17 protein-coding genes, 1 tRNA gene and 1 pseudogene are annotated in these 25,328 nt (G+C 66.3%); 7 read left to right on the plus strand and 12 right to left on the minus strand.

Annotated elements, in window-relative coordinates:
• Nucleotides 1-60 precede the first annotated feature (60 nt).
• The 5 genes from HJG44_RS08395 to HJG44_RS08415 form a co-directional block, all read right to left on the minus strand.
• The gene (locus HJG44_RS08395) at nucleotides 61-552 is read right to left on the minus strand and encodes a hypothetical protein (protein WP_171217884.1); all 492 of its coding nucleotides are present in this window, start codon (nucleotides 550-552) and stop codon (nucleotides 61-63) included.
• On the minus strand, nucleotides 549-1,058 hold the full coding sequence (locus tag HJG44_RS08400) for a hypothetical protein (protein ID WP_171217885.1): 510 nt from the start codon (nucleotides 1,056-1,058) through the stop codon (nucleotides 549-551). The genes HJG44_RS08395 and HJG44_RS08400 overlap by 4 nt, the downstream gene beginning before the upstream one ends.
• A complete protein-coding gene (locus HJG44_RS08405) occupies nucleotides 1,055-1,246 on the minus strand; it encodes a ribbon-helix-helix domain-containing protein (RefSeq protein ID WP_171217886.1) in 192 nt (63 codons plus the stop codon). Before HJG44_RS08405 ends, HJG44_RS08400 begins: the two co-directional genes overlap by 4 nt.
• Before the next feature lie 273 nt (nucleotides 1,247-1,519).
• Nucleotides 1,520-2,437, minus strand: a complete 918-nt coding sequence (locus HJG44_RS08410) for a hypothetical protein (RefSeq protein ID WP_171217887.1) — start codon at nucleotides 2,435-2,437, stop codon at nucleotides 1,520-1,522.
• Between the two features lie 356 nt (nucleotides 2,438-2,793).
• Entirely contained in the window at nucleotides 2,794-6,117 is a 3,324-nt protein-coding gene (locus HJG44_RS08415) for a phage tail tape measure protein (protein ID WP_171217888.1), read from the minus strand.
• A gap of 381 nt (nucleotides 6,118-6,498) precedes the next feature.
• On the opposite strand from HJG44_RS08415, the gene HJG44_RS08420 reads away from it, so the two are divergent.
• Together HJG44_RS08420 and HJG44_RS08425 are read left to right on the plus strand one after the other, a co-directional pair.
• Nucleotides 6,499-6,675, plus strand: coding sequence for a hypothetical protein (locus HJG44_RS08420; protein ID WP_171217889.1), 177 nt, complete (start codon nucleotides 6,499-6,501; stop codon nucleotides 6,673-6,675).
• A gap of 89 nt (nucleotides 6,676-6,764) precedes the next feature.
• Nucleotides 6,765-7,445 (plus strand): recombinase family protein, encoded by a 681-nt coding sequence (locus HJG44_RS08425; protein ID WP_171217890.1) that lies wholly within the window; start codon nucleotides 6,765-6,767, stop codon nucleotides 7,443-7,445.
• 42 nt (nucleotides 7,446-7,487) lie between these two features.
• Here HJG44_RS08425 and HJG44_RS08430 read toward each other — a convergent pair whose 3' ends face one another.
• The 4 genes from HJG44_RS08430 to HJG44_RS08445 all read right to left on the minus strand — a co-directional run bounded on the left by HJG44_RS08430 (nucleotide 7,488) and on the right by HJG44_RS08445 (nucleotide 10,039).
• The gene (locus HJG44_RS08430) at nucleotides 7,488-7,703 is read right to left on the minus strand and encodes a hypothetical protein (protein ID WP_171217891.1); all 216 of its coding nucleotides are present in this window, start codon (nucleotides 7,701-7,703) and stop codon (nucleotides 7,488-7,490) included.
• 264 nt (nucleotides 7,704-7,967) lie between these two features.
• A complete protein-coding gene (locus HJG44_RS08435) occupies nucleotides 7,968-9,626 on the minus strand; it encodes a site-specific integrase (protein WP_171217892.1) in 1,659 nt (552 codons plus the stop codon).
• A gap of 96 nt (nucleotides 9,627-9,722) precedes the next feature.
• Nucleotides 9,723-9,807, minus strand: a tRNA-Leu gene (locus HJG44_RS08440).
• A 67-nt stretch (nucleotides 9,808-9,874) separates the two neighbouring features.
• Nucleotides 9,875-10,039 carry a hypothetical protein gene (locus HJG44_RS08445; RefSeq protein WP_246736113.1) on the minus strand — a complete coding sequence of 55 codons (165 nt, stop codon included), beginning with the start codon at nucleotides 10,037-10,039 and terminating at the stop codon, nucleotides 9,875-9,877.
• A gap of 338 nt (nucleotides 10,040-10,377) precedes the next feature.
• Here HJG44_RS08445 and gyrB point away from each other — a divergent pair, with 338 nt between their 5' ends.
• From gyrB to HJG44_RS08465, 4 genes are all read left to right on the plus strand, one after another.
• Entirely contained in the window at nucleotides 10,378-12,855 is a 2,478-nt protein-coding gene (gene gyrB, locus HJG44_RS08450) for a DNA topoisomerase (ATP-hydrolyzing) subunit B (protein ID WP_171217893.1), read from the plus strand.
• Between the two features lie 721 nt (nucleotides 12,856-13,576).
• Nucleotides 13,577-14,080, plus strand: coding sequence for a hypothetical protein (locus HJG44_RS08455; RefSeq protein ID WP_171217894.1), 504 nt, complete (start codon nucleotides 13,577-13,579; stop codon nucleotides 14,078-14,080).
• A 475-nt stretch (nucleotides 14,081-14,555) separates the two neighbouring features.
• Nucleotides 14,556-15,866, plus strand: a complete 1,311-nt coding sequence (locus HJG44_RS08460; RefSeq protein WP_171217895.1) for an efflux RND transporter periplasmic adaptor subunit — start codon at nucleotides 14,556-14,558, stop codon at nucleotides 15,864-15,866.
• Nucleotides 15,867-15,876: 10 nt separating this feature from the next.
• The gene (locus HJG44_RS08465; protein WP_171217896.1) at nucleotides 15,877-19,128 is read left to right on the plus strand and encodes a CusA/CzcA family heavy metal efflux RND transporter; all 3,252 of its coding nucleotides are present in this window, start codon (nucleotides 15,877-15,879) and stop codon (nucleotides 19,126-19,128) included.
• A gap of 92 nt (nucleotides 19,129-19,220) precedes the next feature.
• On the opposite strand, the gene HJG44_RS08470 is transcribed toward HJG44_RS08465, so the two are convergent.
• The 3 genes and pseudogenes from HJG44_RS08470 to HJG44_RS08480 form a co-directional block, all read right to left on the minus strand.
• Entirely contained in the window at nucleotides 19,221-19,874 is a 654-nt protein-coding gene (locus tag HJG44_RS08470; RefSeq protein ID WP_171217897.1) for a DUF2155 domain-containing protein, read from the minus strand.
• Nucleotides 19,875-19,882: 8 nt separating this feature from the next.
• Nucleotides 19,883-20,149: a cupin domain-containing protein gene (locus tag HJG44_RS08475; protein ID WP_171218208.1), complete on the minus strand. Its 267-nt coding sequence runs from the start codon at nucleotides 20,147-20,149 to the stop codon at nucleotides 19,883-19,885.
• Between the two features lie 159 nt (nucleotides 20,150-20,308).
• Nucleotides 20,309-20,716 (minus strand): annotated as a pseudogene (locus HJG44_RS08480) (NADH:ubiquinone oxidoreductase subunit NDUFA12); the annotation flags it as partial.
• A 536-nt stretch (nucleotides 20,717-21,252) separates the two neighbouring features.
• On the opposite strand from HJG44_RS08480, the gene HJG44_RS08485 reads away from it, so the two are divergent.
• Nucleotides 21,253-24,999, plus strand: a complete 3,747-nt coding sequence (locus HJG44_RS08485; RefSeq protein WP_171218209.1) for a vitamin B12-dependent ribonucleotide reductase — start codon at nucleotides 21,253-21,255, stop codon at nucleotides 24,997-24,999.
• Nucleotides 25,000-25,328: the final 329 nt, after the last annotated feature.

Here is a 25,328-nt window from a genome sequence, read left to right on the forward strand (position 1 = left end):
AGCCTCACGACCGGCAGCGTGTATACCGGTCGCGCTACCCGAACACAACCGGCAGCACGCCTACTGGGATGCAGCCTCGGCCGTCTTGGCGAGCACGATCCCGAAGCGGTCATCTGCCGTGATCGGTCTTCCCCTCGGAACGCTTCTGTGTTGGTTCGCAACCGGGGCGTCGCCGACGACTTCGACGTGCTCGACAGGTAGCGTGATCCAGAACGGACGGCCGGTGGCGATGTCGGCAACGAGCAAGCGCCGCAAAGTCGGGTCCGGCTTGGGCTCCGCTGCCTTCTTGGCGTCCTCTATGGCCTGCCTGGCGGCGAAGCGGGCGCGTCGGGCATCGTCTTCGGTCTTCTCGGCCGCGAGCGCTTCCGCGCACAACTCCTCCAGCCGGCTCGATGGTGCGACAGGGGCTCGCCGAAAATCGGAGATCAGCTCTTCGGCCTCGCGGCGGAGCCTCGGGCTGGCGACGTAGCGCTCCGGATCGAGATCGCGTGAGGCGGCGAGCTGGCGGGCGATGTCCGCGCGGATGGTGATGGGGTCGCGTGGTGTTGTCATTGGCCGGCCTCCTGCTTCAGCTTCGCGGCCAGCGCGGGGTTCGAGAGGGTGATCTTCATCTGCGCCGTCAGGTTCCGACCTTGCGGAGTCCAGGGGTTGGAAGTGCCATCGGCCTCGGCCGCTTGCGCCTTCATCCGCTTTGCCGCCTCCGGATCGGCTCGCGTCATCATCGCCTGCTTGGTGACGTTCCAGGTCGACTTCGACCAAGGGTTTGTGGCCGTGGCGCCGGTAACGTGCTTCTCGAACCACTCTGGCTTCGTCCGCGCGAGGCCCTTGAGGTGTTCATGCAATTCCAGTTCTCGGGTGACGCCGTTCTCGACAGCGACGATCGGGTGCCCGGCGTCATCGAGCACGCGGACCTTCCGGGCCTCGGCATCGAACTCCAGGCGGATGGCGGCCGCGGCGGCTTCTCCGACCGCCGAGAGCCTGAAGTCTTGATATCCCAGCTCCGCCGCGACGATCTCAGCGGAGTTCGGCAGCTCCCATCGGGTGCTTTCCGTCGTCATCGCGCACCTCGCAGGGCGAGGCGCATTTGCGACGGCAAGGGAGCGCCGGCAGCGGACAAGTAGTCGGCGAGCGCCTTCCGGATGAGGTCGGATCGGCGGATGCGGAGCCGCGCGGCGAGGTTGTCGATGATGGGGATGAGTCCGCACGGGACCTTCGCGCTGACGGGCGCGTCCTCGTAGATCTTCATGGTATTTGTTCCTATGGCGTGGACATGCGAAAGCGCCCCAATGCAGAGAGCTGCCCAGGGTGCCGCAACGTCGGCTTGTCGGTGATGGAGGCCCGGAATCCGGGCATGAAAAAAGCCCCGACAAGGGGCCTCATCGTTCTGGCTGCACTTCCGCCAGTATGACTGCTTCCGTATACCTCATTAGAGGGGAGGTGTCAAATTGTATTCCCTGCGGTTTGTTGACGCATGAGCTAAGTCATTGAAAACATTGGGTGCAATTTTGCGCCGCCTCGATCAAGCCGCCATCGGCATTTCGTCCCGCAAGCGCTCGCGCCGCGCATCCCAGGCCCGAATCGCCTTGGCGTTGATGTCCGTGGTCATGCCGGATCGAGCGCCGTAGACGGGACCGCTGCGCTGGTAGAAGTGGCCGAGCTGCCGCTTCCGCTTGCTGCAAGCCTTCGTCAGGTAGGTGCAAGCCTTGTAGGGGATCGCGCCGATTTCCGACCATCGAACCTCTTGATCGATTGGCCGTAGATCAACCTCGTTGACCCCAGGGAAGCGCCGGCCCATCGCCAGCTCGACCCGCTGCCACGCCTCATCGTCGGGGATGTGCATTTGCAGGTGCCAATGATCCCCCTGGCCATCGGTGTCCGGCTTCGACTCCCTCGCGTAGATCGCGGTGAGCTTGAAGCCGCCATCGCGGCAGCACTGGCACAAGGCGTTGTAGGTCGACTTCCAACTCCTGAAGCGATCTTCAACGGTCAGGTTGTCGTTTGCCGCCGGGCGAATGGTCAGGAAGGCGTTCAACGGTCTCCCGATCCGGGTGGCGTGCTCGAACCCGTCTTCGACGGCTACAGCATCGTCCTTCGACATCTCCAGCGACACCTTCCGGATGCGCTTGTTGTCCCTGGTCCTGACCCGGCGGGAACGGCGCTTCCGGCGCTTGGATTTGGGGCGTGGAGTCGGGGAGAGACCAAGACCTATATAGGGATCGTTGGCGGCCGGGTCGTGGTCGCTGCCCGTCGTGAACGGGTCAAGTACCTGCCCGGCCAGCAAGATTTCGGTTGCGGAGGTGCCCCGCGCTTCAACCTGAAGGCCTTCGTTTTCTGTACCGATTATTGGCACATTTCCGGCCCCGATTCCGGTCAGGATCGAGGTCGAAAACGCAACGGATGGGTTGCCTTTCGGCGTGGATGTGCTATAGCTGAACACGCTGATTATGAGCCTTTCCGGCCCCGCTGCGTCTCCTGCCAGGGATCACGCGCAGCGGGGCTTATTTTCCTGATTTCTTCGGCCCCTGCAGGCCGCATTTCGCGAAAATCGGCACCCATGTAACTGCCTGAAATCACACGCGAATTCGTCTTTCCTCCCTATTCTACATTCCCGAAATGGGGTTTCTTTTCGTGGGGTACGTCGCAATGCGACAAGCTCAACCCCCTATCCTGACCGATCACGGCCGTCGACTCCAGCTTCTCGTACGTCACCGGGTGGACGAGGGCCGAAGCACCCGCCATCGCAGGCAGCTGAAAATTCAGCCGAACGAAATCAAGGACTTAGCCCCGATCACGTCATGTCCGCCTCGAGATCGTGCGCCCTGTAGTGCCAGGCTTCCGAGATCCGACGCTGCACGGCATTCGCCAGCTCCTCAGGGTTCTGCGCCCCGTTGAAGGTGTTCGTGATGTGGAAGACCGGGGCCGGCGAGGACGATCCCTGCCCACCGGCAGCTCCACCGACATCGGCAGGCCTGGACGGTGGCGTGGGATGCCCAGCCGCGATGCCCTGGGGCGTCGGCACGGCCCGCGAGAGGCTGGCGGCTGTAAATCGCTGCCCCCAAGGCCAGAACGGCCGTCCTGCGCGATTTGTGGAGGTTTCAGGCCAGCGACCGTCTCTGGTGAGATCGTCATGGCCCGCCTGGCCCACTTCTCCCGGCTGGCGTAGTGCTTGATGCCGGCGCGCTCGAAACCGTTCTCGAAGACCCTCGTCTTCGCCCCCAGCCCCGGCGTGCTCTTCATCCGCTCCAGCGTCTTGGCATAGTCGCCCTTCAGCTCGTGCCGAAGGAACCCGTAGTTCGCCTCGTACGACTTCGGATCGAGACCGCGCTCGGCCGCATAGCGCTCAAATGCGCGACGGCGCGGTCCGGTCCACTGTGCCCAGCCCCAACCGCCCCGCGACCCGGGGACCATGGGTTTCAGCTCCTGGAGGAAGCGGAAACCGCCCGACTCGTGGCCGAGGTTGCCGAGGATCGCGGCGGCATCTTCCTTGCCGAGGCCGAAGTCGCGCTGGAGATCGCCCATGATGCGCGGCGACATGGAGTCGAAGGTCTGCGAGCCCTTGAACGGTGCGACCGGGCTGTCCGGCGGCAGGGTGCCCCCGGAAGCGCGGCGAGCTGCATCCCGGCCCGTTCCCGGCCGGGGCGTGCCCATCCACGCGGGCGGCGAGAAGCCGGGCGTGAAGAAGCTCCGCCCGAACTGCCTGGCGGGATCGCCGGCCCCGGTCGGCGACATCGATCCGGAGATCGAGGGCGATGCCGATCCGAAAGAGGAGCCGGTGAACGCCTTCGCGGTCCCGACAGACGCCATCTGGATCGAGGCCCCGAGACGGCCGACATTGCTGCCGAGACGCTCGACGGAGTCCGCCAGGTCACCGAACGCCGCCTTGCGGATCATCGCCCGGTAGTCGCCGCCAGCATCGTAGCTCTGGCGATGCAACAGCGGGTCCATCTCCCACCATTTCAGGTCCGCCTTCGGCTTCTCGATGGGGCTCTTGTCCGCATCGGGCGTGCCGCTGCTGAACGCGCCCTTGAACCAACTCCGGATCGCATCCCAGTTCATGATGGTCACGGCCAGGGCCGCGATCCCCGCCAGGCCTGCGATGACGATGGGGAGCCCCACCGTGCCGGCGACGGCCGCGCCAGCGCCGCCGACAGCGCCCAGGGCCCCGATTGCACGCACGACCTTCAAGGTGCCCCAGGCGGCCAGGATGGTTTGCGCCACCGCAAGGATGCCAGCGCCGAGGCCCTTCAGGATGTCGATTGCGGGGCTCGCGGCGCGCAACGCTACGCTGAAGCCCATGATGCGAGCTGCCCAGCGCCCCAGCACCTCGGGGTCCGAGCTGCCGCCGGAGATCGCCTTCAGGCTGGCCACGATGGCCTCCCCGACATCGCGGATGCCGGCGGCGAAGCCCTTGGCGAACTTGCCCCAGGACGCGATCGATCCGGCATCGCCCTTGCCCGGCTCCCCGAAGATGCCCTTGAGGAGGTCCGGCACGTCCCGGAACCCCAGGCCCTCCACGAAGCCGTCCATGGCTGCCTTGAAGCGCGCCTGGAGGCCGCCGCCGCGCAGCTCTTGCGACCAACGGAGGAAATAATCACCAACCTGGCGCGCGATCGGCGATAGCACCGTCCCGAACTCGCCCAAGATGTTCAGGAACCCCGCGCGGAACTGCTTGAAGACGAAGGCCAGCTTGGTCTGGTGCAGGGACCAGACATCGCCGATGGCGTCGAGGTTCTTCGACTCTTTGGCGAGCTTCTGAGCCTCCCTGACCTTGGCGGAGCCCGTGACCATGCGGCCGAACTCGCCCAGCCACTCCTGGCCCGCGAAGAACCGGATAGCCTCGTTGCGCTTGGTCGTGTCCTGGATCTTGTTGAAGCGCTCGATGAAGTCGAAGACGAACTCGTCCGGGTTCTCACGCTGCTTCGCCCGGAGCCCGGCAATGCCGCCGTAGCCGAGCGACCGCAGGAGCTTGTTCGCATCCTTCGCGTCCTCGCCTTTGCCGCGCATGATCCGAGGCAGCGACGTGATCCTGCCGGCGATGTAGTCGAACATCCGCCCAGACGATCCGGCCTCGTTGCCGAGCGATGTACTTGCAGCGCCGAAGGCCAGACCTGCTTCCTGGGACATGCCGAGGAGCTGCGATGCGCCAGCGCCCCGCTGCATGAACGAAATCATCTTCTCCGGCGTCGTCGACATCTTCGCCGCCAGGTGCTGCATGGCGTTCGCCACGCTCTTCAACCGATCGAAGCTGAAGGCCGCACCTCCGCTCGTGAGGATCGAGTTGATCGTGCCGAGCACATCCGTGACCGTCTCGAAAGGTAGTTCCCAGGCTTCGCTCGTTTTGGTCGACAGCTCCGCGAAGGCGCGGGCGCCTTCAGCCTCAACTCCCACCTTCTGGGCGTCTGTGAACGCCTTCAGTAGGCCCGCAGTGGTGGAACCGAGCTGTTCCGCCAGCGGTGCGGCCCATTGGTTGCGCAGCTCGCGAACCGCTTCCCGGGTCAACCCGCCGTAGATCTGCGCGTTGATCTGCGCGCTATCAACATCGGCCTCCGTGGTCAGGATGCGACGGGCGGCGAGGCCGGCGCCGGCAGCTCCGATCCCGGCTGCGATCGCAGGACCGCGCGTCAGGCGATCTACCGTGCCCCGACCGTACCCTAAGGCATCACCGGCCCGGCCCACGGCGTACCTGCGAGCCAGGCCGTGCTCACGTTCCAGGCGCCGAACCCTGGCCAGGTGCTCGCGCTCGCCCTGGCGCTCTTCCTCGGCCCGCTGTCTGGCGATGCGGGTACTAAAGGCCATCCGCTGCCGGAAGGTGCGGAGATCGGCCGTGAAGGCCTGGCGACGGGCTCGCTCGGCCGCCTTCTCCTCGGCCGCCCTCTGTCGGTACATCCTCTGTTGCAGCCGAATCTTCGCCGCGACCGAGCTGAACGCGGCGGCGGCGTCACGGCGTACTTGCCGGTCAGCGTGTACCGCGAAGCTGCGCCGGATGGCGTCCACGTTCGGCTTGAAGGATCGCGCAAGGTCGCGCTGCAAGGCCCGGAACTGTCTTCGCAGGCCGTCGACCACCGCGGAGGCGCGATCTTCGGCCTCCAGGATGATCTTCACGTCAGTCGTTGTCATGTAGATCGATCATTCGTTGTGCTCGTCATCTCGATCGAGCGTGAGGTATACGAGCCTTTTAGGTGCTCGCGTGTGAAAACGTTTTCGAAATACCCGGCCTCTTTCTGTGACGTACCCCCTTCTGCTCTTCCGTATTACCGTCGCCTGGGGCATCGGACAGGTACGCCCCTCACCCATGCCCACCGGGTGCTCGCGATAAAAAAATCCGACTTGCACAAAGACAAATGCAAATCGGATGCTGAAGTGATGCCATGTACTTGATCAGACAAGGAGAAAGGCAAGCGGATGTGTTTGCACTTGTCTTCATAAATGCAATTCTACATCTTCTCTTGTGTTTGTGGATGCTCATGGTACATGCGACATCGTTTTGGAGACGATGACGTGAACGAATTCGAGCGGTGGATTGAAACGGTGGCGGTAATGCTCCTGCGGGCTTACCCGCATGCGACAGACGAGTTGGTTGGCCTCGCCCTGAAGGCGGGCGCCGACGCCCTTCTCGATCTCCTTGACCGACTCGCGCTGGCGGCGCCGGTCCACGACCCCGAGACGATGCACTAGGACTTCATACCTGTTGCATCACGATCGAGGATGCCGTTACGTTTGGTGCAACGAACGTAGAACGTTACGTTTCGGGTTCGGAGCGCCAGATGGCCAACGGGAAATTCGTGGCGTACTACCGGGTCAGCACCGCGCGGCAGGGCGCGTCAGGCCTCGGGCTCGATGCGCAGAAGGAAGCGGTCAGGAACTACCTCAACGGCGGCTCCTGGCAGCTCGTGGACGAAGTGGTCGAGATCGAGAGCGGCAAGCGCTCCGACCGCCCCAAGTTGCAAGAGGCCATCCGCCTCTGCCGCCTGCACAAGGCCACGCTGATCATCGCGAAGCTCGACAGGCTGGCGCGCAACGTCGCGTTCGTCTCCAACCTGATGGAGTCGGGTGTCGAGTTCACCGCCGTCGACTTCCCCCAGGCGAACCGCCTCACCGTCCATATCCTGGCCGCCGTGGCCGAGCACGAGGCCAAGGCGATCTCCGACCGGACCAGGGCGGCCCTCGCCGCCGCGAAGGCCAGGGGGCGCCAGCTCGGGGGCGACCGTGGCAACCTGGCCAGCGTGAGCGCGACCGGCCGGGAGAACAGCATCATCGCCCGCCAGGCGAAGGCAGCTCACCGTGCCGCCGATCTCCGGGACACCCTCGCCGACATCAAGGCGAACGGAACAACCTCGCTCCGGCAGATGGCCGTCGAGCTGAACAAGCGCGGCATCCCCACCGCGCGCGGTGGGGAATGGTCAGCGGTGCAGGTTCAGCGGGTCATCGACCGCCTCGGGGCCTGAGCTGTCGGGCAACGCAATTTTGCATCCTTTGAAATCAGTGACTTAGCGCTGATCGAAGCGGCGAAGGGATCGGGCGTCACGGGCGGCGTTGCGCCTGACGCGATCCTCATCACGGGCACGCTCACGCTGAACGCGCTCGATCCTCTCCAGGCTGTCGGCCTGGCGCTGAAGCGCGCGATCCTGATCACGATCACTCGCGGATGCCGGAGCGAACATCAGGGTCGCGATGACGAGAATGGCGATGGCACGCATGATCATGATCGGTGATAACTCGGGGAGCGGAGCACAGGTCCGTACATCCGGGGCCGCACGCGCTCAACGCTCCCCTCTCTGACCGCGCAGGAAGTTCGCGACCGGTTGTTCATCAATGGTGCAAGCCGGACCGTGTCACACGGTCTGCTTACAGGTTTGAAGCCGGCCGGTGTCTCCTCCTTGACTTCGACCGCGCCCGCGAGTCGCTCAACGACCTCAGCTCTGCGATCGATATGAAACACTTCGGCACCCGTCCCTGAAAGAACGCCGTCACGGCCACACCAGCGCCGCGATCCGGTTCACCGCATTGAGCTTCATGGCCATGTCGGCATGCCGGTAGTGGCGATCGGCGACGGTCTTCGGAGCGTGACCGGAGATCGCGTCCACTAATGCGTCGGACAAGCCGACACGCTGGCCGGCCGAATTGAACCAATGCCTCAGGGCGTGGCTAGGCTGCTTCCGTGGATCATCGAAACCTGACGCCCTGATCCACTGGCCTAGCCGGTTCGTTACTCCGGCCGTAGCGTGCTCCTTCTCGCGATTGCCGGAGCTGCGTTCGTAGAAGAGTGGCCCTTCCCCTCGGTCTCGGACGAAGCCCATGAAGCCTGCGTCGAGCAGGCTGTGGTGGATCGGAACGTCACGTTCGGAGTCGAGGTTCTTCAGGCGCCCGCCGTCTTCTGCCGGACGGATTTGCATGATCACTATGCTGTCTCGCTCGATGATCCGACGTCCCCAAAGCTGCGCGACCTCTCCGATCCGTGAGCCGCTGAATGCCGCCAGGTACGGCAGCCATCGCCTCGAAGGGTGACGCTCGCCTGCGGCCAATTGCAGAAGCGCCCTCACCTCATCGTCATCGTAGGGCAGCTTCGTTTCACCTGCCCGGCGCCGATGTAGAACCCTGACGTCCTTGGCCGGGTTCTGTGGCACGAGCCGGTTACTCACCCCAAAGTTGAACACCGTCTTGATCGCGACGAGGTAGCTGTCCTTCACGGTCTTCGCCGACTTCGGGCGATCGCCCGTGAGAAGATCGTCCTTCCATCGAAGGATGTCGTTCTCGTCGATCGCTCCGGCGGCCTTGTTGCCGACGAAGGTCTCAAGCGAGCGTACGACCCCTCTCCAAGTCGCCAGGGTCGACGCTGGCGGCTGCCTTTCAGCCTTCCACCGATTGAACAGGTCTGTGAGCGCGATCGCTGGCGGCGCAGCCTCGTAGGGCGGAAAGCGCTTCTCGCTCGGGTCTTCGCTGTAGTCGCCCCGCGCGTGTTGTCGCAGGCGCCTGCCAGCGTCGTATGCGGCCGTTCCGATCAGGTACAAGAGGCGCGGTCGGTCGTCCTCCACAAGCTCAACACCATGCATCGCGAGGATGTCGTCAGCGACCTGTCCGAAGCGGCTCTCCAGCCCTGCAAAGGTGTTGTCAGGCAGGGAGTTGATGGCAGTGGTGAGATCGCGACCGAAGGCCTCCCTCGCTAACTTCAGGTCGCGGTCCGGCAGGTTCAGCAGATCGATCGGTGGGGCGCCAGGGACTCTGCCCTCGAACACGGCTCGGTTGATGCCCTTGAAGGCAATCCAGCCGTCTGGCAGGCCTGGATCGTCGCCGAACTTAGTTATCAACAGCCTGTAGGCGGCGCCCGACAGCGCTACGAGGTTCTTGTTCGTCTGGCGCCTCGGCCCTTGTCGAAGTGCATCGTAAACGCGCCGAAGTTGCTCCTCGGCTAGGCCGCTCCTTGCCTTCGACACGTCGGGATCACGGGTCTTCAGAGAGAACTTGACGTGCACGCCCAACTTGGCAGTCGTCGTGTGCTCGTCATCGAGCCCCATCGCAGGGAAGTTGAAGGTGATGCTTCGCCCGCGCGCCTTCTGGACGACATCGAGCGGTACCCTGTGCTGGAACTGGAAGTAGCTGGAGTCAGATCGCCGCGTCGGTCGCGTCATCCTCAGGCTCATTCGCGTCGCGTATCCCGGTCATGTATACCGGTCGCGATGCGATCTCACGTCTGAGAGAGCGAAATCAACCACTTAGAGAGTGGTTGGTGCCCAGGAGAGGACTCGAACCTCCACGGCTTGCACCACTGGTACCTGAAACCAGCGCGTCTACCAATTCCGCCACCTGGGCCAGCCGCCGAAGCGACTTTGGGTCGTTTAGGGTCCCGGAGGCCCAGCGTCAATGGCTCCCGGTCTCGTCAGGCCGAGGCTGACCGCAATCCCTTCACGGCGTCGGCGAGCATGGCGAGCCCGCTCTCGGTGAAGACGATGTCGTTGCCGTCCGGGCGGGCGAGACCCAGGCGCTCGAGCTCGCTCACCGCCCGGTCGTCCGCCTTGTGCCCGCTCCCGTCCCTGCGGATCACCTTGTCACGGCTTGGCCGTTCTCGAGCTGATGGTACGCCGCGAAGGCGAAGACCGCGAGCGCGCGATCGCTGAGGCCTGCCATGATCCCGTCCCGAACCGTCTCGGGAGGCCAACGCCGGCCCGGGCGCATGGTCCCGCGCGGGAGCACACGAAGCCGTGACCATCCCGACAGCTCCAAGCCCGTCAGTTCCCGCGCTTCCCGCGCGGGTGCCTGTACGGGTGCGCGCACGCGCGTACTGGGTGAAAAACTTCGTTCGAGCGATTACATAGGGCACATCGAATCGAGACACGCGACCCGCCGCGCGCGCCCCGTCCGACCGGGGCGCGAAGGATCATCATGGCCGAACCCGCCCGCAAGCTGCCCGACGCCGAGTACGGCGCCGAATCCATCAAGGTCCTCAAGGGCCTGGATGCCGTCCGCAAGCGGCCCGGCATGTATATCGGCGATACCGACGACGGCTCCGGCCTCCATCACATGGTCTACGAGGTCGTCGACAACGCGATCGACGAGGCGCTCGCGGGACATGCCGACCTGATCACCGTGACGCTCAACCCGGACGGCTCCTGCACGGTGTCGGACAATGGCCGCGGCATTCCGACCGGGATCCATCCGGAGGAGGGCGTCTCGGCGGCCGAGGTCATCATGACCCAGCTCCATGCCGGCGGTAAGTTCAACAACACGGCCGAGAGCGGGAACGCCTACAAGGTCTCCGGCGGCCTGCACGGCGTCGGCGTGTCGGTCGTCAACGCACTGTCCGAATGGCTGCGCCTGCGCATCTGGCGCGGCGACGAGGAGCATTCCATGGAGTTCCGCAACGGCAATCCCGTTGCGCCGCTCAAGGTGGTCGGGCCCGCGAACGGGAAGCGCGGCACCGAGGTGACCTTCCTCCCCTCGCCCGAGACCTTCAGCATCGTGGAGTTCGACTTCCCGACGCTCGAAAAGCGCCTGCGCGAGCTCGCCTTCCTGAATTCCGGCGTCCGGATCGTGCTGACGGATGCGCGCCATGCCGACGTCAGGCGCGAGGAGCTGCTGTACGAGGGCGGGATCGAGGCCTTCGTGCGCTATCTCGACCGCTCGAAGACGCCGCTCCTCGACAGGCCGATCGTGGTCAGGGCCGAGCGCGACGGCATCACGGCCGAGGTCGCGCTCTGGTGGAACGACTCGTTCTACGAAACGGTGCTCTGCTTCACGAACAACATCCCGCAGCGCGACGGCGGTTCGCACCTGACCGGCTTCCGCGGCGCCCTCACCCGCCAGGTGAACGGCTATGCCGAATCCTCCGGCCTGACGAAGAAGGAGAAGGTCACGCTTACCGGCGACGATTGCCGCGAGGGCCTGACCGCCGTCGTCTCGGTGAAGGTGCCGGATCCCAAATTCTCGTCGCAGACGAAGGACCGCCTCGTCTCCTCCGAGGTCCGGCCCGTCGTGGAGAGCATCCTGAACGAGGGCCTCTCGACCTGGCTCGAGGAGCATCCTTCCGAAGCGCAGAAAGTGGTGGGGAAGGTCGTGCGCGCCGCGCAGGCGCGCGAAGCCGCCCGCAAAGCGCGCGAGACGATCCGCAAGGACCCGCTTGGCCTCGCTTCGCTGCCCGGAAAGCTCGCCGATTGTCAGGAGCGCGATCCGGCGAAGTCCGAGCTGCTCCTCGTGGAGGGCGATTCCGCAGGCGGCTCGGCCAAGCAGGGCCGCGATCGCTCCTTCCAGGCGGTCCTGCCCCTCCGCGGCAAGATCCTGAATGTCGAGCGCGTCCAGCCCGGGCGCATGCTCTCGTCCGACCAGATCGGCACGCTCATCACCGCGCTCGGCGTCGGCATCGACGTAGCCGGCAAGAAGGACGACGATCGCGGGACCACGCGTGGGGTCAGCTTCAACATCGACAGCTTGCGCTATCACCGCATCATCATCATGACCGATGCGGATGTCGACGGCGCGCATATCCGCACGCTTCTTCTGACCTTCTTCTATCGCCAGATGCCCGATCTCATCGAGCGCGGTCATCTCTACATCGCGCAGCCGCCGCTCTACAAGGCGTCGCGGGGGAAAAGCCACATCTACCTGAAGGACGAACGTGCGCTCGAGGAGTACCTCATCGACGGCGGGATCGAGGGCGCGGTACTCAGGCTGGAGAGCGGCCACGAATTCGGCGGCGCCCAGCTCCGCTCGCTGATCGAGGAGGCGCGCGGGGTCCGGACGGTGATCTCGTCGCTGCACAGCCGCTACGACCGCGGCGCGGTCGAGCAGGCGGCGATCGCGGGCGCGCTGCGCCCCGAGATCGCCGACGACCCGGAGCGGGGCGCCGCGGCGGCGCAGGCCCTCGCTGCCCGGCTCGACCTCAAGTCGGACGAGTTGGAACGCGGCTGGACGGGCGAGGCGGTCGGCGGAGGCTACGTTCTCACGCGGATCGTCAGGGGCGTGAAGCAGGCGCTGCACCTGGATCAGTCGCTGGTCGCCTCGCAGGAAGCCCGGAAGCTGAGCGAGCGGGCGACCGCGCTGGCGGAACTCTATGGGCGGCCCGCAATGCTCGTCCGCAAGGGCGAGGACACGCCCATCTTCGGCCCGCTCTCGCTCTTCGATGCCGTGATGGCCTTCGGCCGGAAGGGCATCACCCTGCAGCGCTACAAAGGCCTGGGCGAGATGACCGCTCAGCAGCTCTGGGAGACGACGCTCGACCGGGAGGTGCGGACGCTCCTCCAGGTCAGGGTGAGGGACGCCGAGGACGCCGGCGATCTCTTTACCAAGCTCATGGGCGACGTCGTCGAGCCGCGCCGCGAGTTCATCCAGGAGAACGCGCTTTCGGTTGCGAACCTGGACGTCTGAGGCGGACCGGCATCGTCCGGTTCGATTTGGTCGCTAGGAGAACGCGCACGAACGTGCCTGCGCTGGCAAAGGCCTAGCCCTCAATCCTGCTTTGGCAGGTAGCTACGTTGCGGTTGCCGGCCAGCAACGCGATGGCCCCCGGGAGGTGCGGTCGCCGTGGGCCCCGGTTCCGCCAAGCCTGCCGCACAATGCTTCTCGCGTGTCCAGGGTCCGGGGTCGCGCGGTGGCGGGCGCGACCGGGACAGCGCGGCCACATTGATGCTTCGGGCGCCCCACCCTATCTTGGCCGGATGATTCCGGGACGGACAAGGAGGGCGACCCGTACGCGCTTCAGCGCTGCCGCGCTCCGTCTCGTTCTCGTGTTGTCAGCCGTGCTCGCGCTTCTCGGCTCGTCGCCCAGCTATGCCGCTACCGTCGCGCCAGCGCTCGGAAGCCTTTCCGTCCCGCTTGATCCCGATACGGCCGAACACGGCCCTTCCGAAGCCCAGTGTCACTGCCTGAAAGCAGGCCGGGTATCGGAGCAGGCAGGGGCGCCTGTCCGGCATGCCACCGGCTCGGCTTTCGATCTTGGTCGAGAGCGGCTCGATCCCGGTCTACGGCCCTCGCCACCCTTGAAGCCACCGCGGGCCTGACCTCGCTTGCGGGACAAGGTCCCGCCTGAAGTCTCCCCTTCGCGCGCGCCCTCCGGCCGGAGAGGCGCACCAGCTTCAAGGATCGTCCGATGACGCCTGGCTCGCTCGCCACACCTTCAAGAAACCGGAAAAGCTCGCCCGCATCTCTTGCCGGCACAGACCTGACCATCCGCTCGGAGAAGTCACGCACCCGCCACCTCCTCCGCACCGGCTTCCTCGCCGCTTGCTTGCTCGCGATCGGCGACTACGCCTTCGCGCAAGGCGGCCACGGTCACTCCCACGCCGCCCCGAACGGCGGCCAGATCCAGCAGATCGGGCCCGTCGAGGGCGAGCTCCTGGTGAAGGGCTCGGATGTGACGCTCTTCCTCGTGGACGAGCAGGAGCGGAAGATCGACGCATCGTCCTACGCCGCGACAGCGACGGTCCTGGCCAGGGGCAACCAGCAGAAGACGGTCGAGCTCAAGCCGGCAGGGGACAACAAGCTCGCGGCGAAGATCGACTTTCCCGTGGATGGCAAGTTCCGCGCGTCGCTCACGCTGAAGAAGGGTCCAGCCGAAGTCGGCAAAGCCCGCTACAATCTCGATACGAAGTAGTCATATAAGCCGCGAGCATGAGCCGGTTCGGACAACATGGGTGGAGCAGGTCGCTCCGGGAGGCAGCCGCCTCCTGGCGGCGGGCGCTCGCCTTGCTGCTCTGCGCCGCTTTCCTGCTCGCGGCCGTCCACCCGGCCTTTGCGGGCCTGCCGGCCGCCGCGGAGCAAGCCGGCATCGCCGCTCTGTCCGACGCCCCTCCGGACCCGTGCGGAGACCAAGGTGCCGAGGCTCGCGGCCATTGCTGCGCCTGCCATCACCAGCCGGCGACCCTCACCTTGAGGGCGCTCGCTTCAGTCTCTGTCATAGGTGCGGCGCCGTTCGTGGTCGTCGCGTCCACGCGGCCAACTTGGCCAACGAACCCGCCACCAAGGCCACCTCGAACCTGACCCGGGCCGGCTGAGCCGGCCCCCTGCGCGACGCGGCCCGCATCGGCGGTCCGCGCCGACACCTTGCCGCGCTATCGGGTCAGGATCTCATGAAAAATGTTCTGCTGTGCTTCGCCCTTGTCGGGCTGGGGCTCGTTGTCGGCACCTTCGTGCCAAGCGTCTCCGCTCCTGTCCGGCAGCTTGCCGGGATTCTCCTCCCACCCCCGCCAGCCAGCAATCATGGTCACGGTCACAGCCACGGGCACGGGGACGGGCACGAGGACGATGAGGCTCCCGAAGGCCACGTCGTCTTAACGGCCGAGCAGATCGAGAGCGCGAAGATCGCCGTCGAGGAGGTCAGCGCCGGCACCCTCACGCGGAAGATCTCCGTCCCGGGGACCGTCACGACGGATGCCGACCGCGTCGCCCGCATCGCCGGCAGGGTCGTCGGCACGGTTGCCGAAATGCGTAAGCGCCTGGGCGAGACCGTCACGAGAGGCGAGGTGGTGGCCGTCCTTGACAGCCGCGAGGTTGCCGAGGCGCGTAGCGAGTTCTTTGCCGCCCGGACCAATCTCGAGCTGCAGCAGACGCTGTTCGAGCGCGAGCAGGCGCTCTGGGACAAGCGCATCTCGGCCGAGCAGCAATATCTGCGCGCTCGCCAGACCTTCACGGAGGCGCAGCTCAGGATCGAGCTCGCCTCCCAGAAGCTCCAGGCGCTCGGCTTTTCCGAGGCGGACGTGGCCGAATTGGCCCGCCGCTTCGGCCCGGTCCAGACCGTGTCGGCCGCACCGGACGCTCCTTTGAGGCGAACCGTCTCGCGGCTCTCGGGACTGCAGAAATATGAGATCCGCTCGCCCATCACGGGCCGCGTGATCGAACGTCGGGTCGACCTCGGTGCGCCCATCGGTGGCGAGAGCGAGGAGAAGGAACTCTACGTCGTAGCCGACCTCTCGTCCGTTTGGATCGACCTCTCTGTCCCGAGCGGCGATCTCGCGCTGATCCGCGAGGGTCAAGAGGTGGCGATTTCGGCCGGCAACGGCTCCGAGCCGTCCCACGGCAAGATCGTCTTTGTCAGCCCGATCCTGAACCAGGAGACGCGCTCGGCCCGCGTCATTGCGGCGGTCGACAACAAGGACATGGCTTGGCGGCCGGGCTCCTACGTGACCGCACAGGTCCTCGTATCGGAGGAGCCGGTCGACATGAAGGTGCCGCGGAGCGCCCTGCAGGCCATCGGCGGCGAGCAGGTCGTGTTCGTCCGGAACGAGAAGGGGTTCGAGAAACGGGAGGTGGTGCTCGGGAAGGGCGACGATGTCTCGGTCGAGATCGTCTTCGGGCTCGACCCGGGCGAGAAGATCGCGGCCGCGAACTCGTTCGTCCTCAAGGCGGAACTCGGCAAGGCCGAGGCCGAGCACGTGCACTGAGGGCGGGACAGTGATCAGCCGCATCCTCGACTTCTCGGTGCGCCAGCGCTGGCTGGTGCTCCTCGTCTCGCTCGTCGCCTGTGCGGTCGGCGTGTGGTCGCTGACCAAGCTGCCCATCGACGCCGTTCCGGACATCACCAACAACCAGGTCCAGATCAACGCGGTCGTGCCGTCCCTCTCGCCGTATGACGTCGAGAAACAGGTCACCTACCCGATCGAGACGGCGCTCGCCGGCATCCCGGGCCTCGAATACACGCGCTCGCTCTCCCGCAACGGCTTCGCCCAGGTCACGGCCGTGTTCAGCGAGCGCACCGACCTCTACTTCGCGCGACAGCAGGTTAACGAGCGCCTGTCCGAGGCCAAGGCGAGCCTCCCGCCCGGCGCCGAGGTCCATATGGGGCCGATCTCGACCGGGCTCGGCGAGATCTACATGTGGACCGTCCACTTCAAGGAGCCAGGCGACGAACGGCCCGTGAAGGACGGACAGCCCGGCTGGCAATCGGACGGCAGCTATCTGACGCCCGAGGGCCAGCGGCTCCGGTCCGATATCGAGCGCGCGGCCTATCTCCGGACGGTACAGGACTGGATCATCGGTCCGCAGCTGCGGACGGTCCGGGGCGTCGCCGGGGTGGACGTCATAGGCGGGTACAAGAAGCAGTACCACGTCCAGCCCGACCCGGCGAAGCTCATCGGCCTCGGCCTATCGTTCAAGGACGTCGCCGAGGCGGTCGAGACCAACAACCAGAACCGCGGCGCCGGATATCTGGAGCGCAACGGCGAAGGCTATGTCGTGCGCTCGGCCGGACGCCTGGAGAGCGTCGACGAGATCGGCAATGTCGTCGTCGCGACGCGCGCCGGCGTGCCGGTCCGCGTCAAGGATGTCGCGAGCGTCTCCGTCGGGCGCGAGCTCCGCACCGGCTCGGCCTCCGAGAACGGCAAGGAAGCCGTCGTCGGGACCGCGCTGATGCTCATCGGCGGCAACAGCCGCGAGGTCGCGGCCGCCGTGGACGCCCGCATGAGGGAGATCGCGCGCTCGCTGCCGCCGAGCGTCGAAGCCAAGACGGTGTTGAACCGAACGCAGCTGGTCGAGGCGACAGTCCGGACGGTGGCGAAGAACCTGGCCGAGGGCGCGCTCCTCGTCATCGCTGTCCTCTTCCTGCTGCTCGGCAACATCCGTGCGGCCGTGATCACCGCGCTCGTCATCCCGGTCGCCATGCTCATGACCGTAACCGGGATGGTGCAGGGCCGGATCAGCGCCAATCTGATGTCGCTCGGCGCGCTCGACTTCGGGCTCATCGTCGACGGGGCGGTGATCATCGCCGAGAACTCGCTGCGCCATCTCGCCGAGAAGCAGCACGAGCTCGGCCGCAAGCTGAGCCTGGAGGAGCGACTCGCGACTGTGCGGCGCTCGGCAGAGGAAATGGTGAAGCCCTCCGTCTACGGGCAGGCCATCATCATCCTCGTCTACGTGCCGCTCCTCACCTTCACGGGCGTCGAGGGCAAGATGTTTGCCCCCATGGCGCTGACCGTGATCATCGCGCTCGCGGCGGCCTTCGTCCTCTCCCTCACCTTCGTGCCCGCGCTCATCGCCATCGTGATCACGGGCAAGGTGCAGGAGAAGGACGTCTTCCTCGTCCGCTGGCTCAAGGCCGCCTACCGGCCGGCGCTCCATGGCGCCGTGCGGCACCCCACCCTCGTGGTGACGGGCGCCGTCCTGCTCTTCCTGGCCAGCGGGCTCCTGTTCATGCGCCTCGGCCAGGAGTTCATCCCGCAACTCGACGAGAAGAACATCGCCATGCACGCGATGCGCATCCCGTCGACTTCCCTGACGCAGTCGCAGGACATGCAGCTCGCGGTCGAGAAGGCCGTGAGTTCGTTCCCGCAGGTCGCGTTCGTGTTCGCCAAGACCGGCACGGCCGAAGTCGCGGCGGATCCGATGCCGGTGAACGTCTCGGACACCTTCATCATCCTCAAGCCGCAGGAAGAATGGCCAGACCCGTCGTTGTCCAAGGACGCGCTTATCGCCGAGATCCAGGCGAAGGTCGGCAAGCTCGCGGGCAACAACTACGAGTTCACGCAGCCCATCCAGATGCGTTTCAACGAGCTCCTCGCGGGGACGCGCGGCGACCTCGCCGTCAAGGTCTTCGGCGAGGAGTTCGGGACCATGCTGCCGGCCGCGAACCAGGTCGCGACGGCCCTTCGCTCGGTGCAGGGGGCACAGGACGTTCGGGTCGAGCAGGTGACTGGCCTGCCGTTCCTGGAGATCGGCATCGACAAGGCCGAGATCGCGCGGCTCGGGCTCAGCCATTTCGCCGTGCAGGACGTGGTCGGGGCCGCCATCGGCGGGCGTGAGGCGGGCGTGCTCTTCGAGGGCGACCGGCGCTTCGAGATCGTCGTCCGGTTACCCGATGCCGTTCGCGACGACCTGGAGGCTCTGAAGAACCTGCCCGTGCCGCTGCCGGCCGGAGCGTCCGGCAAGGCCGCCTCCGTGCCGCTGAAGCAGGTCGCGTCCTTCTCGTTCTCTGAAGGCCCGAATCAGATCAGCCGCGAGAACGGAAAGCGCCGGATCGTGGTCACCGCCAACGTGCGCGGGCGCGACATTGCCTCGGTTGTCGCAGAGGCGCAGGCCAAGGTCACGTCCTCGGTTCAGCTACCTCCTGGAGCCTGGATCACCTGGGGCGGGCAGTTCGAGAACCTCGCGGCCGCGCGCCAACGCCTCGCCATTGTGGTCCCGGGCTGCTTCTTCCTGATCTTCCTGCTGCTCTACCAGGCGCTCGGCTCGCCCAAGGACGCATTACTCGTCTTCAGTGCGGTGCCGCTCGCCCTGACGGGAGGAATCGCAGCCCTGTGGCTCCGCGGGATGCCGTTCTCTGTGTCGGCGGCTGTCGGGTTCATCGCCCTGTCCGGCGTCGCCGTCCTGAACGGCCTCGTCATGCTGACCTACGTCCGGCAACTCGTGGAGGAAGGCCGGCCCAAGCTCGACGCCATCCTCGAAGGCGCGATGACCCGCCTGCGCCCCGTTGCCATGACAGCTCTCGTCGCGTCGCTCGGCTTCGTACCGATGGCGCTCGCGACCGGAACCGGCGCCGAGGTGCAGAAGCCGCTCGCGACCGTCGTCATCGGCGGGCTGATCAGCGCGACGCTGCTGACGCTCCTCGTCCTGCCGGCGCTCTACGCCCTGTTCGGGACGGCGGAAACGGGAAAGCACATCCAGGCTGGGCCGGAGCGCGAGCACCGCTCGCTCCGTGAAGCCGCTGAGTAACGTAGCGGCTCATGACCGACGGAGGTGACCGGTTTGGGATTGGTTTCAGGTCCGCAACTACTTGCCGACGCGGCCCTTGTCGAGAACGGGAGCTAACGGCCCGGGTTGAACCCGCCATACCCCTGCATTGGCGACGGAGGCGGCGGCGCGGAGGGCTGGTTGGTCGGGAAGAAGCGCCGGCTCGGCGCCTGGGCGGGCCGGACCTCGCGCCCTTGCGGCTCAGCGACGTCGATCTGACCGGACGCGTTGGTGCGGCGCGACTCGCGGACCGCCTCGCTCCGCCCACGCCGGCCCTGCTCGCGCTCCGGCCGTGAGGCGACGACGGGCGCGTCCTCGCCCTCCTTCTGCTCGGCAATGATCGCGGTTCCGCCTTTGCAGTCCGTCAGCCACACGTCGTAGACTGCGTGCTCGATTGCGTGCAGGCCGGGGCTCGCGGCGAACATCCAGCCGGTGAAGATACGCCGGTAGGTGTTCTCGAGCGTGACCTCGTCCACTTCGATGAAGGCGTCCGTCAGGGGCGGCTCTGTGGGCGGGCGCGAATAGCAGACGCGCGGCGTGATCTGCAGCGCCCCGAACTGCACGGTCTCGTCGACCGCTACCTCGAAGGAGATGATGCGGCCGGTGATCTTGTCGAGGCCGTTAAAGACGGCGGTGGGGTTCTTGATCTTGTCCGCCGAGGCTGGCGCGGCCGCAAGGGCGCCGACGAGCGCGGCCAAGCCTGCCGTCGCGATTCTGAGGTGCCGCATCGAAAGGTTCAGCTCTGCCGCTTGATCTCGATCTCGAGGAACGCGAAGGGCTTCCCCGACCCGTTCACCACGTTGTGTTCCACCCCCTCGGGACGAAAGTAAGGCTTGGCGAAGCCGAGGGGGGCCTCGCGCACCACGTCCCCCGGCTCCTCCAGGATCAGCTTCCCGTCGTCGAGCGGCACGACGACATAGTCGTGCCCGTGCCGATGCCAGCCGGTCTCGGCACCCTCTGCGAAGCTCCATTTGGTGACGACGACCCTGTCGTTGTCGACCATCACTTCGGGAACGGCCTTCTCGCGCGTCACGGCTGATCACCCTGCATGCGGTTGGCGCATGCCGACGCCATGTGTGCCGGGATGGGCCTCGGGTCGCGGCACGTCGCGTCCGTCCGGGGACTTGCCGTCCGCGTCATGTCCGAACGGCGTCCATCCATCGGGCGACCACGCCACATAGTCGCCGGTCGCCGGCGGGCGCTCGCCAGCTGCGAGCGTCGAACCCTGCGGCCGGTACGCGCCCGGGGTGCCGGTCGCGTTCGGCACGTAGGGCTTCTCCCATTCGCGCGGCACCCAGCCCTGCTCGGTCGGCGGGATGTCGTGCGTATGCGCGAGCCATCCGCGCCAGCCGGGCGGCACCCGCGAGGCCTCCGCCTCGCCGTTATAGATCACCCAGCGCCGCTCCGGCCCGATCGAGGGGTCGATGACATGGTCGGTGGCGCGGTAGTACTGGTTTCCGAACTGGTCGGTGCCAACGAGTTCGCCCTTCCGGCGGGTATAGAGCCAGGTGCCCCAGGTCTGGCCGTTCCACCACGTAAAGGTGCGGGTCAGGAATTCTTTGAGCGTCATGTGCCGGTCGCGGGTTTCGCGACATATGACGGCCGATGCCCGCCCTGTCCAGGACAGGCGATGACGCTGCCCATGCGCGGAACGCCTCCCCGGCCTCGCGCCCGCTCCGAGTCGCACCGCCGAATGGGCTTCCCAGGCGAATCCGACTCCGATCTGTCCGGCCTGCCCCACACCGCGAAAGCTCTTGTCCACAAGCTCTCCGGGCTGGAAACGCGACGAATCTCAGCTTCTTAGGGTTTTGTTAACAGGGCCAGAAATCACTATATGTCGTAGGTTGCGTGGGTGGACGGACCCCACATTTGGGGATCAGTGTCATGTTTGCATCTTGTCGCTCGGTCGCGACTCGGGCTAGCTCATCACCGTCTACAGGACGGCGCGGGGCCGGCCGGCAGGCAACCTTCAGTCTTCTCGTCACGGACGACCCGGTCCCGGCCCGCGCCGGGGATCGCGGGATCCTGCCCGCCGGCAGAAGGCTCTGAGCGGGGCAGTTCCACGTTTCCGGCCCGAGCGGACCGGACGTGTTCAGGGGATTTGGGATGCGGATCGAGCGGCGACACACCACGGCCAACACCTCGCCCTACGCGGCGATCCCGTTCCGAAAAGCCGTCAGCGAGATCAAGAACCCGGACGGCTCGGTCGTCTTCCGACTGGAAGGCATCGAGGTCCCGGAAGCCTGGTCTCAGGTCGCCGCCGACGTGCTCGCCCAGAAGTACTTCCGCAAGGCCGGAGTCCCGGCGCGGCTCAAGAAGGTGGAAGAGAACGCCGTCCCGTCCTGGCTATGGCGCTCCGTGCCGGACGAGGTCGCCCTGGCAGAACTGCCCGAGGCCGAACGGTACGGCTCGGAGATCTCGGCCACCCAGGTCTTCGACCGCCTTGCCGGCTGCTGGACCTATTGGGGCTGGAAAGGCCGCTACTTCACGGCCGAGGAGGATGCGCGCGCCTTTTACGACGAGCTGCGCTTCATGCTCGCAGCGCAGATGTGCGCGCCGAACTCGCCGCAATGGTTCAATACCGGCCTGCACTGGGCCTACGGCATCGACGGACCCGGCCAGGGCCATTTCTACGTCGACCCGTTCACGGGCAAGCTGAAGCAGTCCGACTCGGCCTACGAGCACCCTCAGCCGCATGCCTGCTTCATCCAGGGCGTCGAGGACGACCTGGTGAACGAGGGCGGCATCATGGACCTGTGGGTGCGCGAGGCGCGCCTGTTCAAGTACGGCTCGGGCACCGGTTCCAACTTCTCCCGCCTGCGCGGCGAGGGCGAGAGGCTGTCCGGCGGCGGCAAGTCCTCCGGCCTCATGTCCTTCCTTAAGATCGGCGACCGGGCCGCCGGCGCCATCAAGTCGGGCGGCACGACCCGCCGCGCGGCGAAGATGGTCGTGGTCGACATCGATCACCCCGATATCGAGACCTATATCGACTGGAAGGTGCGCGAGGAGCAGAAGGTCGCCGCCCTCGTCACCGGCTCCAAGATCGCCTCCAAGCACCTCAAGGCCGTGATGAAGGCCTGCGTCAACTGCGAGGGCGAGGGCGACAGCTGCTACGATCCCGAGAAGAACCCGGCGCTGAAGCGCGAGATCAAGCTCGCCCGCCGCGCCCAGGTTCCGGACAACTACATCCGCCGCGTGATCCAGATGGCCAGGATGGGCCATACGAATCTCGACTTCCCGGTCTTCGATACCGACTGGGATTCGGAGGCCTACCTCACCGTCTCCGGCCAGAACTCCAACAACTCCGTCTCGCTCACCGACGACTTTCTGCGCGCGGTGGAAGCTGACGCGGACTGGAAGCTGATCCGCCGCACGGACGGGAAGATCGCCAAGACCGTAAAGGCACGCGACCTGTGGGAGAAGATCGGCTACGCGGCCTGGGCCTCGGCCGATCCGGGGCTGCACTTCAACACGACGATGAACGACTGGCACACCTGCCCGGCGGGCGGGCGGATCCGGGCGTCCAATCCGTGCTCCGAATACATGTTCCTGGACGACACGGCCTGTAACTTAGCCTCGGCTAATCTTCTGACCTTCTACGATCGCGAGACCCGCCGCTTCGACGTCGATTCCTACGAGCACCTCGTCCGGCTCTGGACGATCGTGCTCGAGATCTCCGTCACCATGGCGCAGTTCCCGTCCAAGGAGATCGCGCAGCTTTCCTACGAGTACCGCACGCTGGGCCTCGGCTACGCCAATATCGGCGGCCTGCTGATGACCATGGGCCTGCCCTACGATTCGCCGGAGGGCCGCTCGCTCTGCGGCGCGCTCACCGCGATCATGACGGGCGTGAGCTACGCCACCTCGGCCGAGATGGCAGGCGAGCTCGGGCCCTTCCCGCGCTACGCCGAGAACGCGGATTCGATGCTGCGCGTCATCCGCAACCACCGCCGCGCAGCCCATGGCGAGGAGCTCGGCTACGAGTTCCTGAACCAGAACCCGGTCCCGCTCGACCGCGCCAACTGCCCGCAGGCCGATCTCGTCCAGCGCGCCGCCGCCGCCTGGGACCGCGCCCTCGTGCTCGGCAAGAAGAACGGGTTCCGCAACGCGCAGGCGACCGTGATCGCCCCGACGGGCACGATCGGCCTCGTGATGGATTGCGACACGACCGGGATCGAGCCGGACTTCGCGCTCGTGAAGTTCAAGAAGCTCGCCGGCGGCGGCTATTTCAAGATCATCAACCGCGCCGTGCCGGATGCGCTCCGGGCCCTCGGCTACCGCGAGCACGAGATCGCCGAGATCGAGGCCTATGCGGTCGGCCACGGCTCCATGAAGCAGGCGCCGGCGATCAACCCGACGACGCTCCGCGCAAAGGGCTTCACGGACGAGAAGATCGAGGCGGTCGAGGCCGGGCTGAAGAGCGCCTTCGACATCAAGTTCGTGTTCAACAAGTGGTCGCTCGGCGCGGACTTCCTCACCGGGACGTTGAACGTGCCCGCCGAGAAGTTGGACGACCCGTCCTTCGAGCTGCTCCGCTTCCTCGGCTTCTCGAAGGCCGACATCGAGGCCGCCAACATCCATGTCTGCGGGGCGATGACCCTGGAAGGCGCCCCGCATCTGAAGCCGGAGCACTACCCGGTCTTCGACTGCGCCAATCCCTGCGGGCGGCTGGGGAAGCGCTATCTCTCGGTCGAGAGCCACATCCGCATGATGGCGGCGGCGCAGCCCTTCATCTCGGGCGCGATCTCCAAGACCATCAACATGCCGAACGACGCCACGGTCGAGGATTGCAAGAACGCCTACCGCCTCTCCTGGCGCCTGGCGCTCAAGGCCAACGCCCTCTACCGCGACGGCTCGAAGCTGTCGCAGCCGCTGAACTCGGCCCTGGTCGCGGATGACGAGGACGACGTCGACGAGGCCGTCGAGGCCCTCCTCGCGCAGCCCTCGGCCGCCCGCACCGCGGCGGTCGCCGAGCGCATCGTCGAGAAGGTGATCGAGCGGGTCGAGCGGGTGGAAGTGCCGGTCCGCACGCGCGAAAAGATGCCGGACCGCCGCACCGGCTACATCCAGAAGGCGGTCGTCGGCGGCCACAAGGTCTATATCCACACCGGCGAGTACCAGGACGGGCGCCTCGGCGAGATCTTCATCGACATGCACAAGGAGGGCGCGGCCTTCCGGGCGATGATGAACAATTTCGCCATCGCGATCTCCCTGGGGCTCCAGTACGGCGTGCCGCTCGAGGAATACGTGGAGGCCTTCACCTTCACGCGCTTCGAGCCGGCCGGCTTCGTCCAGGGCAACGAGCGCATCAAGAACGCGACCTCGATCCTCGACTACGTCTTCCGCGAGCTCGCGATCTCCTATCTCGGCCGGACCGATCTCGGCCATGTGAACCCTGAGGAGATCGGCCACGACGTGCTGGGCTCGGGCGAGAGCGAGGGGCGTCCCGCCGGAGGCCGCCCGGCGCCCGCCGGCCCGGGCGAGGTCGCGGCGCCCGCGGCCGTCGCGGCGCCGATCTCGACCGGCTTCGTGCGCGGCCGGACCGACCGCTTCCAGGTTCTCGCCGGCGGGCGCGGGGCGGGCGGCATGGTCCAGGGTGCGACCGCGCTCAAAGCCGAGCCCGAGCTGCCGCTCCTCGATCAGCCGCAGGTCGGCTTCCTGGCGAATCCCGAGGCGGCCCCGGCCATCCGTGCCGCCGCGACCGCGCAGGCCAAGACCGCCGACCGCCGGACCGAGGCGCGCATGAAGGGCTACGAGGGCGAAGCCTGCCCCGAATGCGCGAACTTCACGCTCGTGCGGAACGGGACGTGCCTGAAGTGCGATACGTGTGGATCAACGACGGGGTGCAGTTGAGGGACGCATAGGGGCGGGGGCGGCGGCGGCGCGGCGGGCGCGGTAGCATCAAGAGGTCTTATGTCCGTATACCGAGCGGCCCTTGTGCCTGATTCTGACGCGTACGCCTTTGCCCTTGGGCAGCCTTTTGTTCAAGCAGACCATTGGCGGCTGCTCCGGTCGCACGCCAACGCTCCCGGAGGCTTGACCTCCACGAAAGCGTTGGCGGCACTTGCCGGTCTCCAGAGTTGGCGGCAGGTGAACAGCAAATATGGTTCCCTCGGCCATAAGGTAGCCGACCTCCTCGATATTCAGCCCGCAAGGTATTCCAAGGGGAACCTCTGGACGTC

This window comes from Enterovirga aerilata, from assembly GCF_013044135.1.
GTDB classification, from domain to species: Bacteria; Pseudomonadota; Alphaproteobacteria; order Rhizobiales; family Beijerinckiaceae; genus Enterovirga; species Enterovirga aerilata.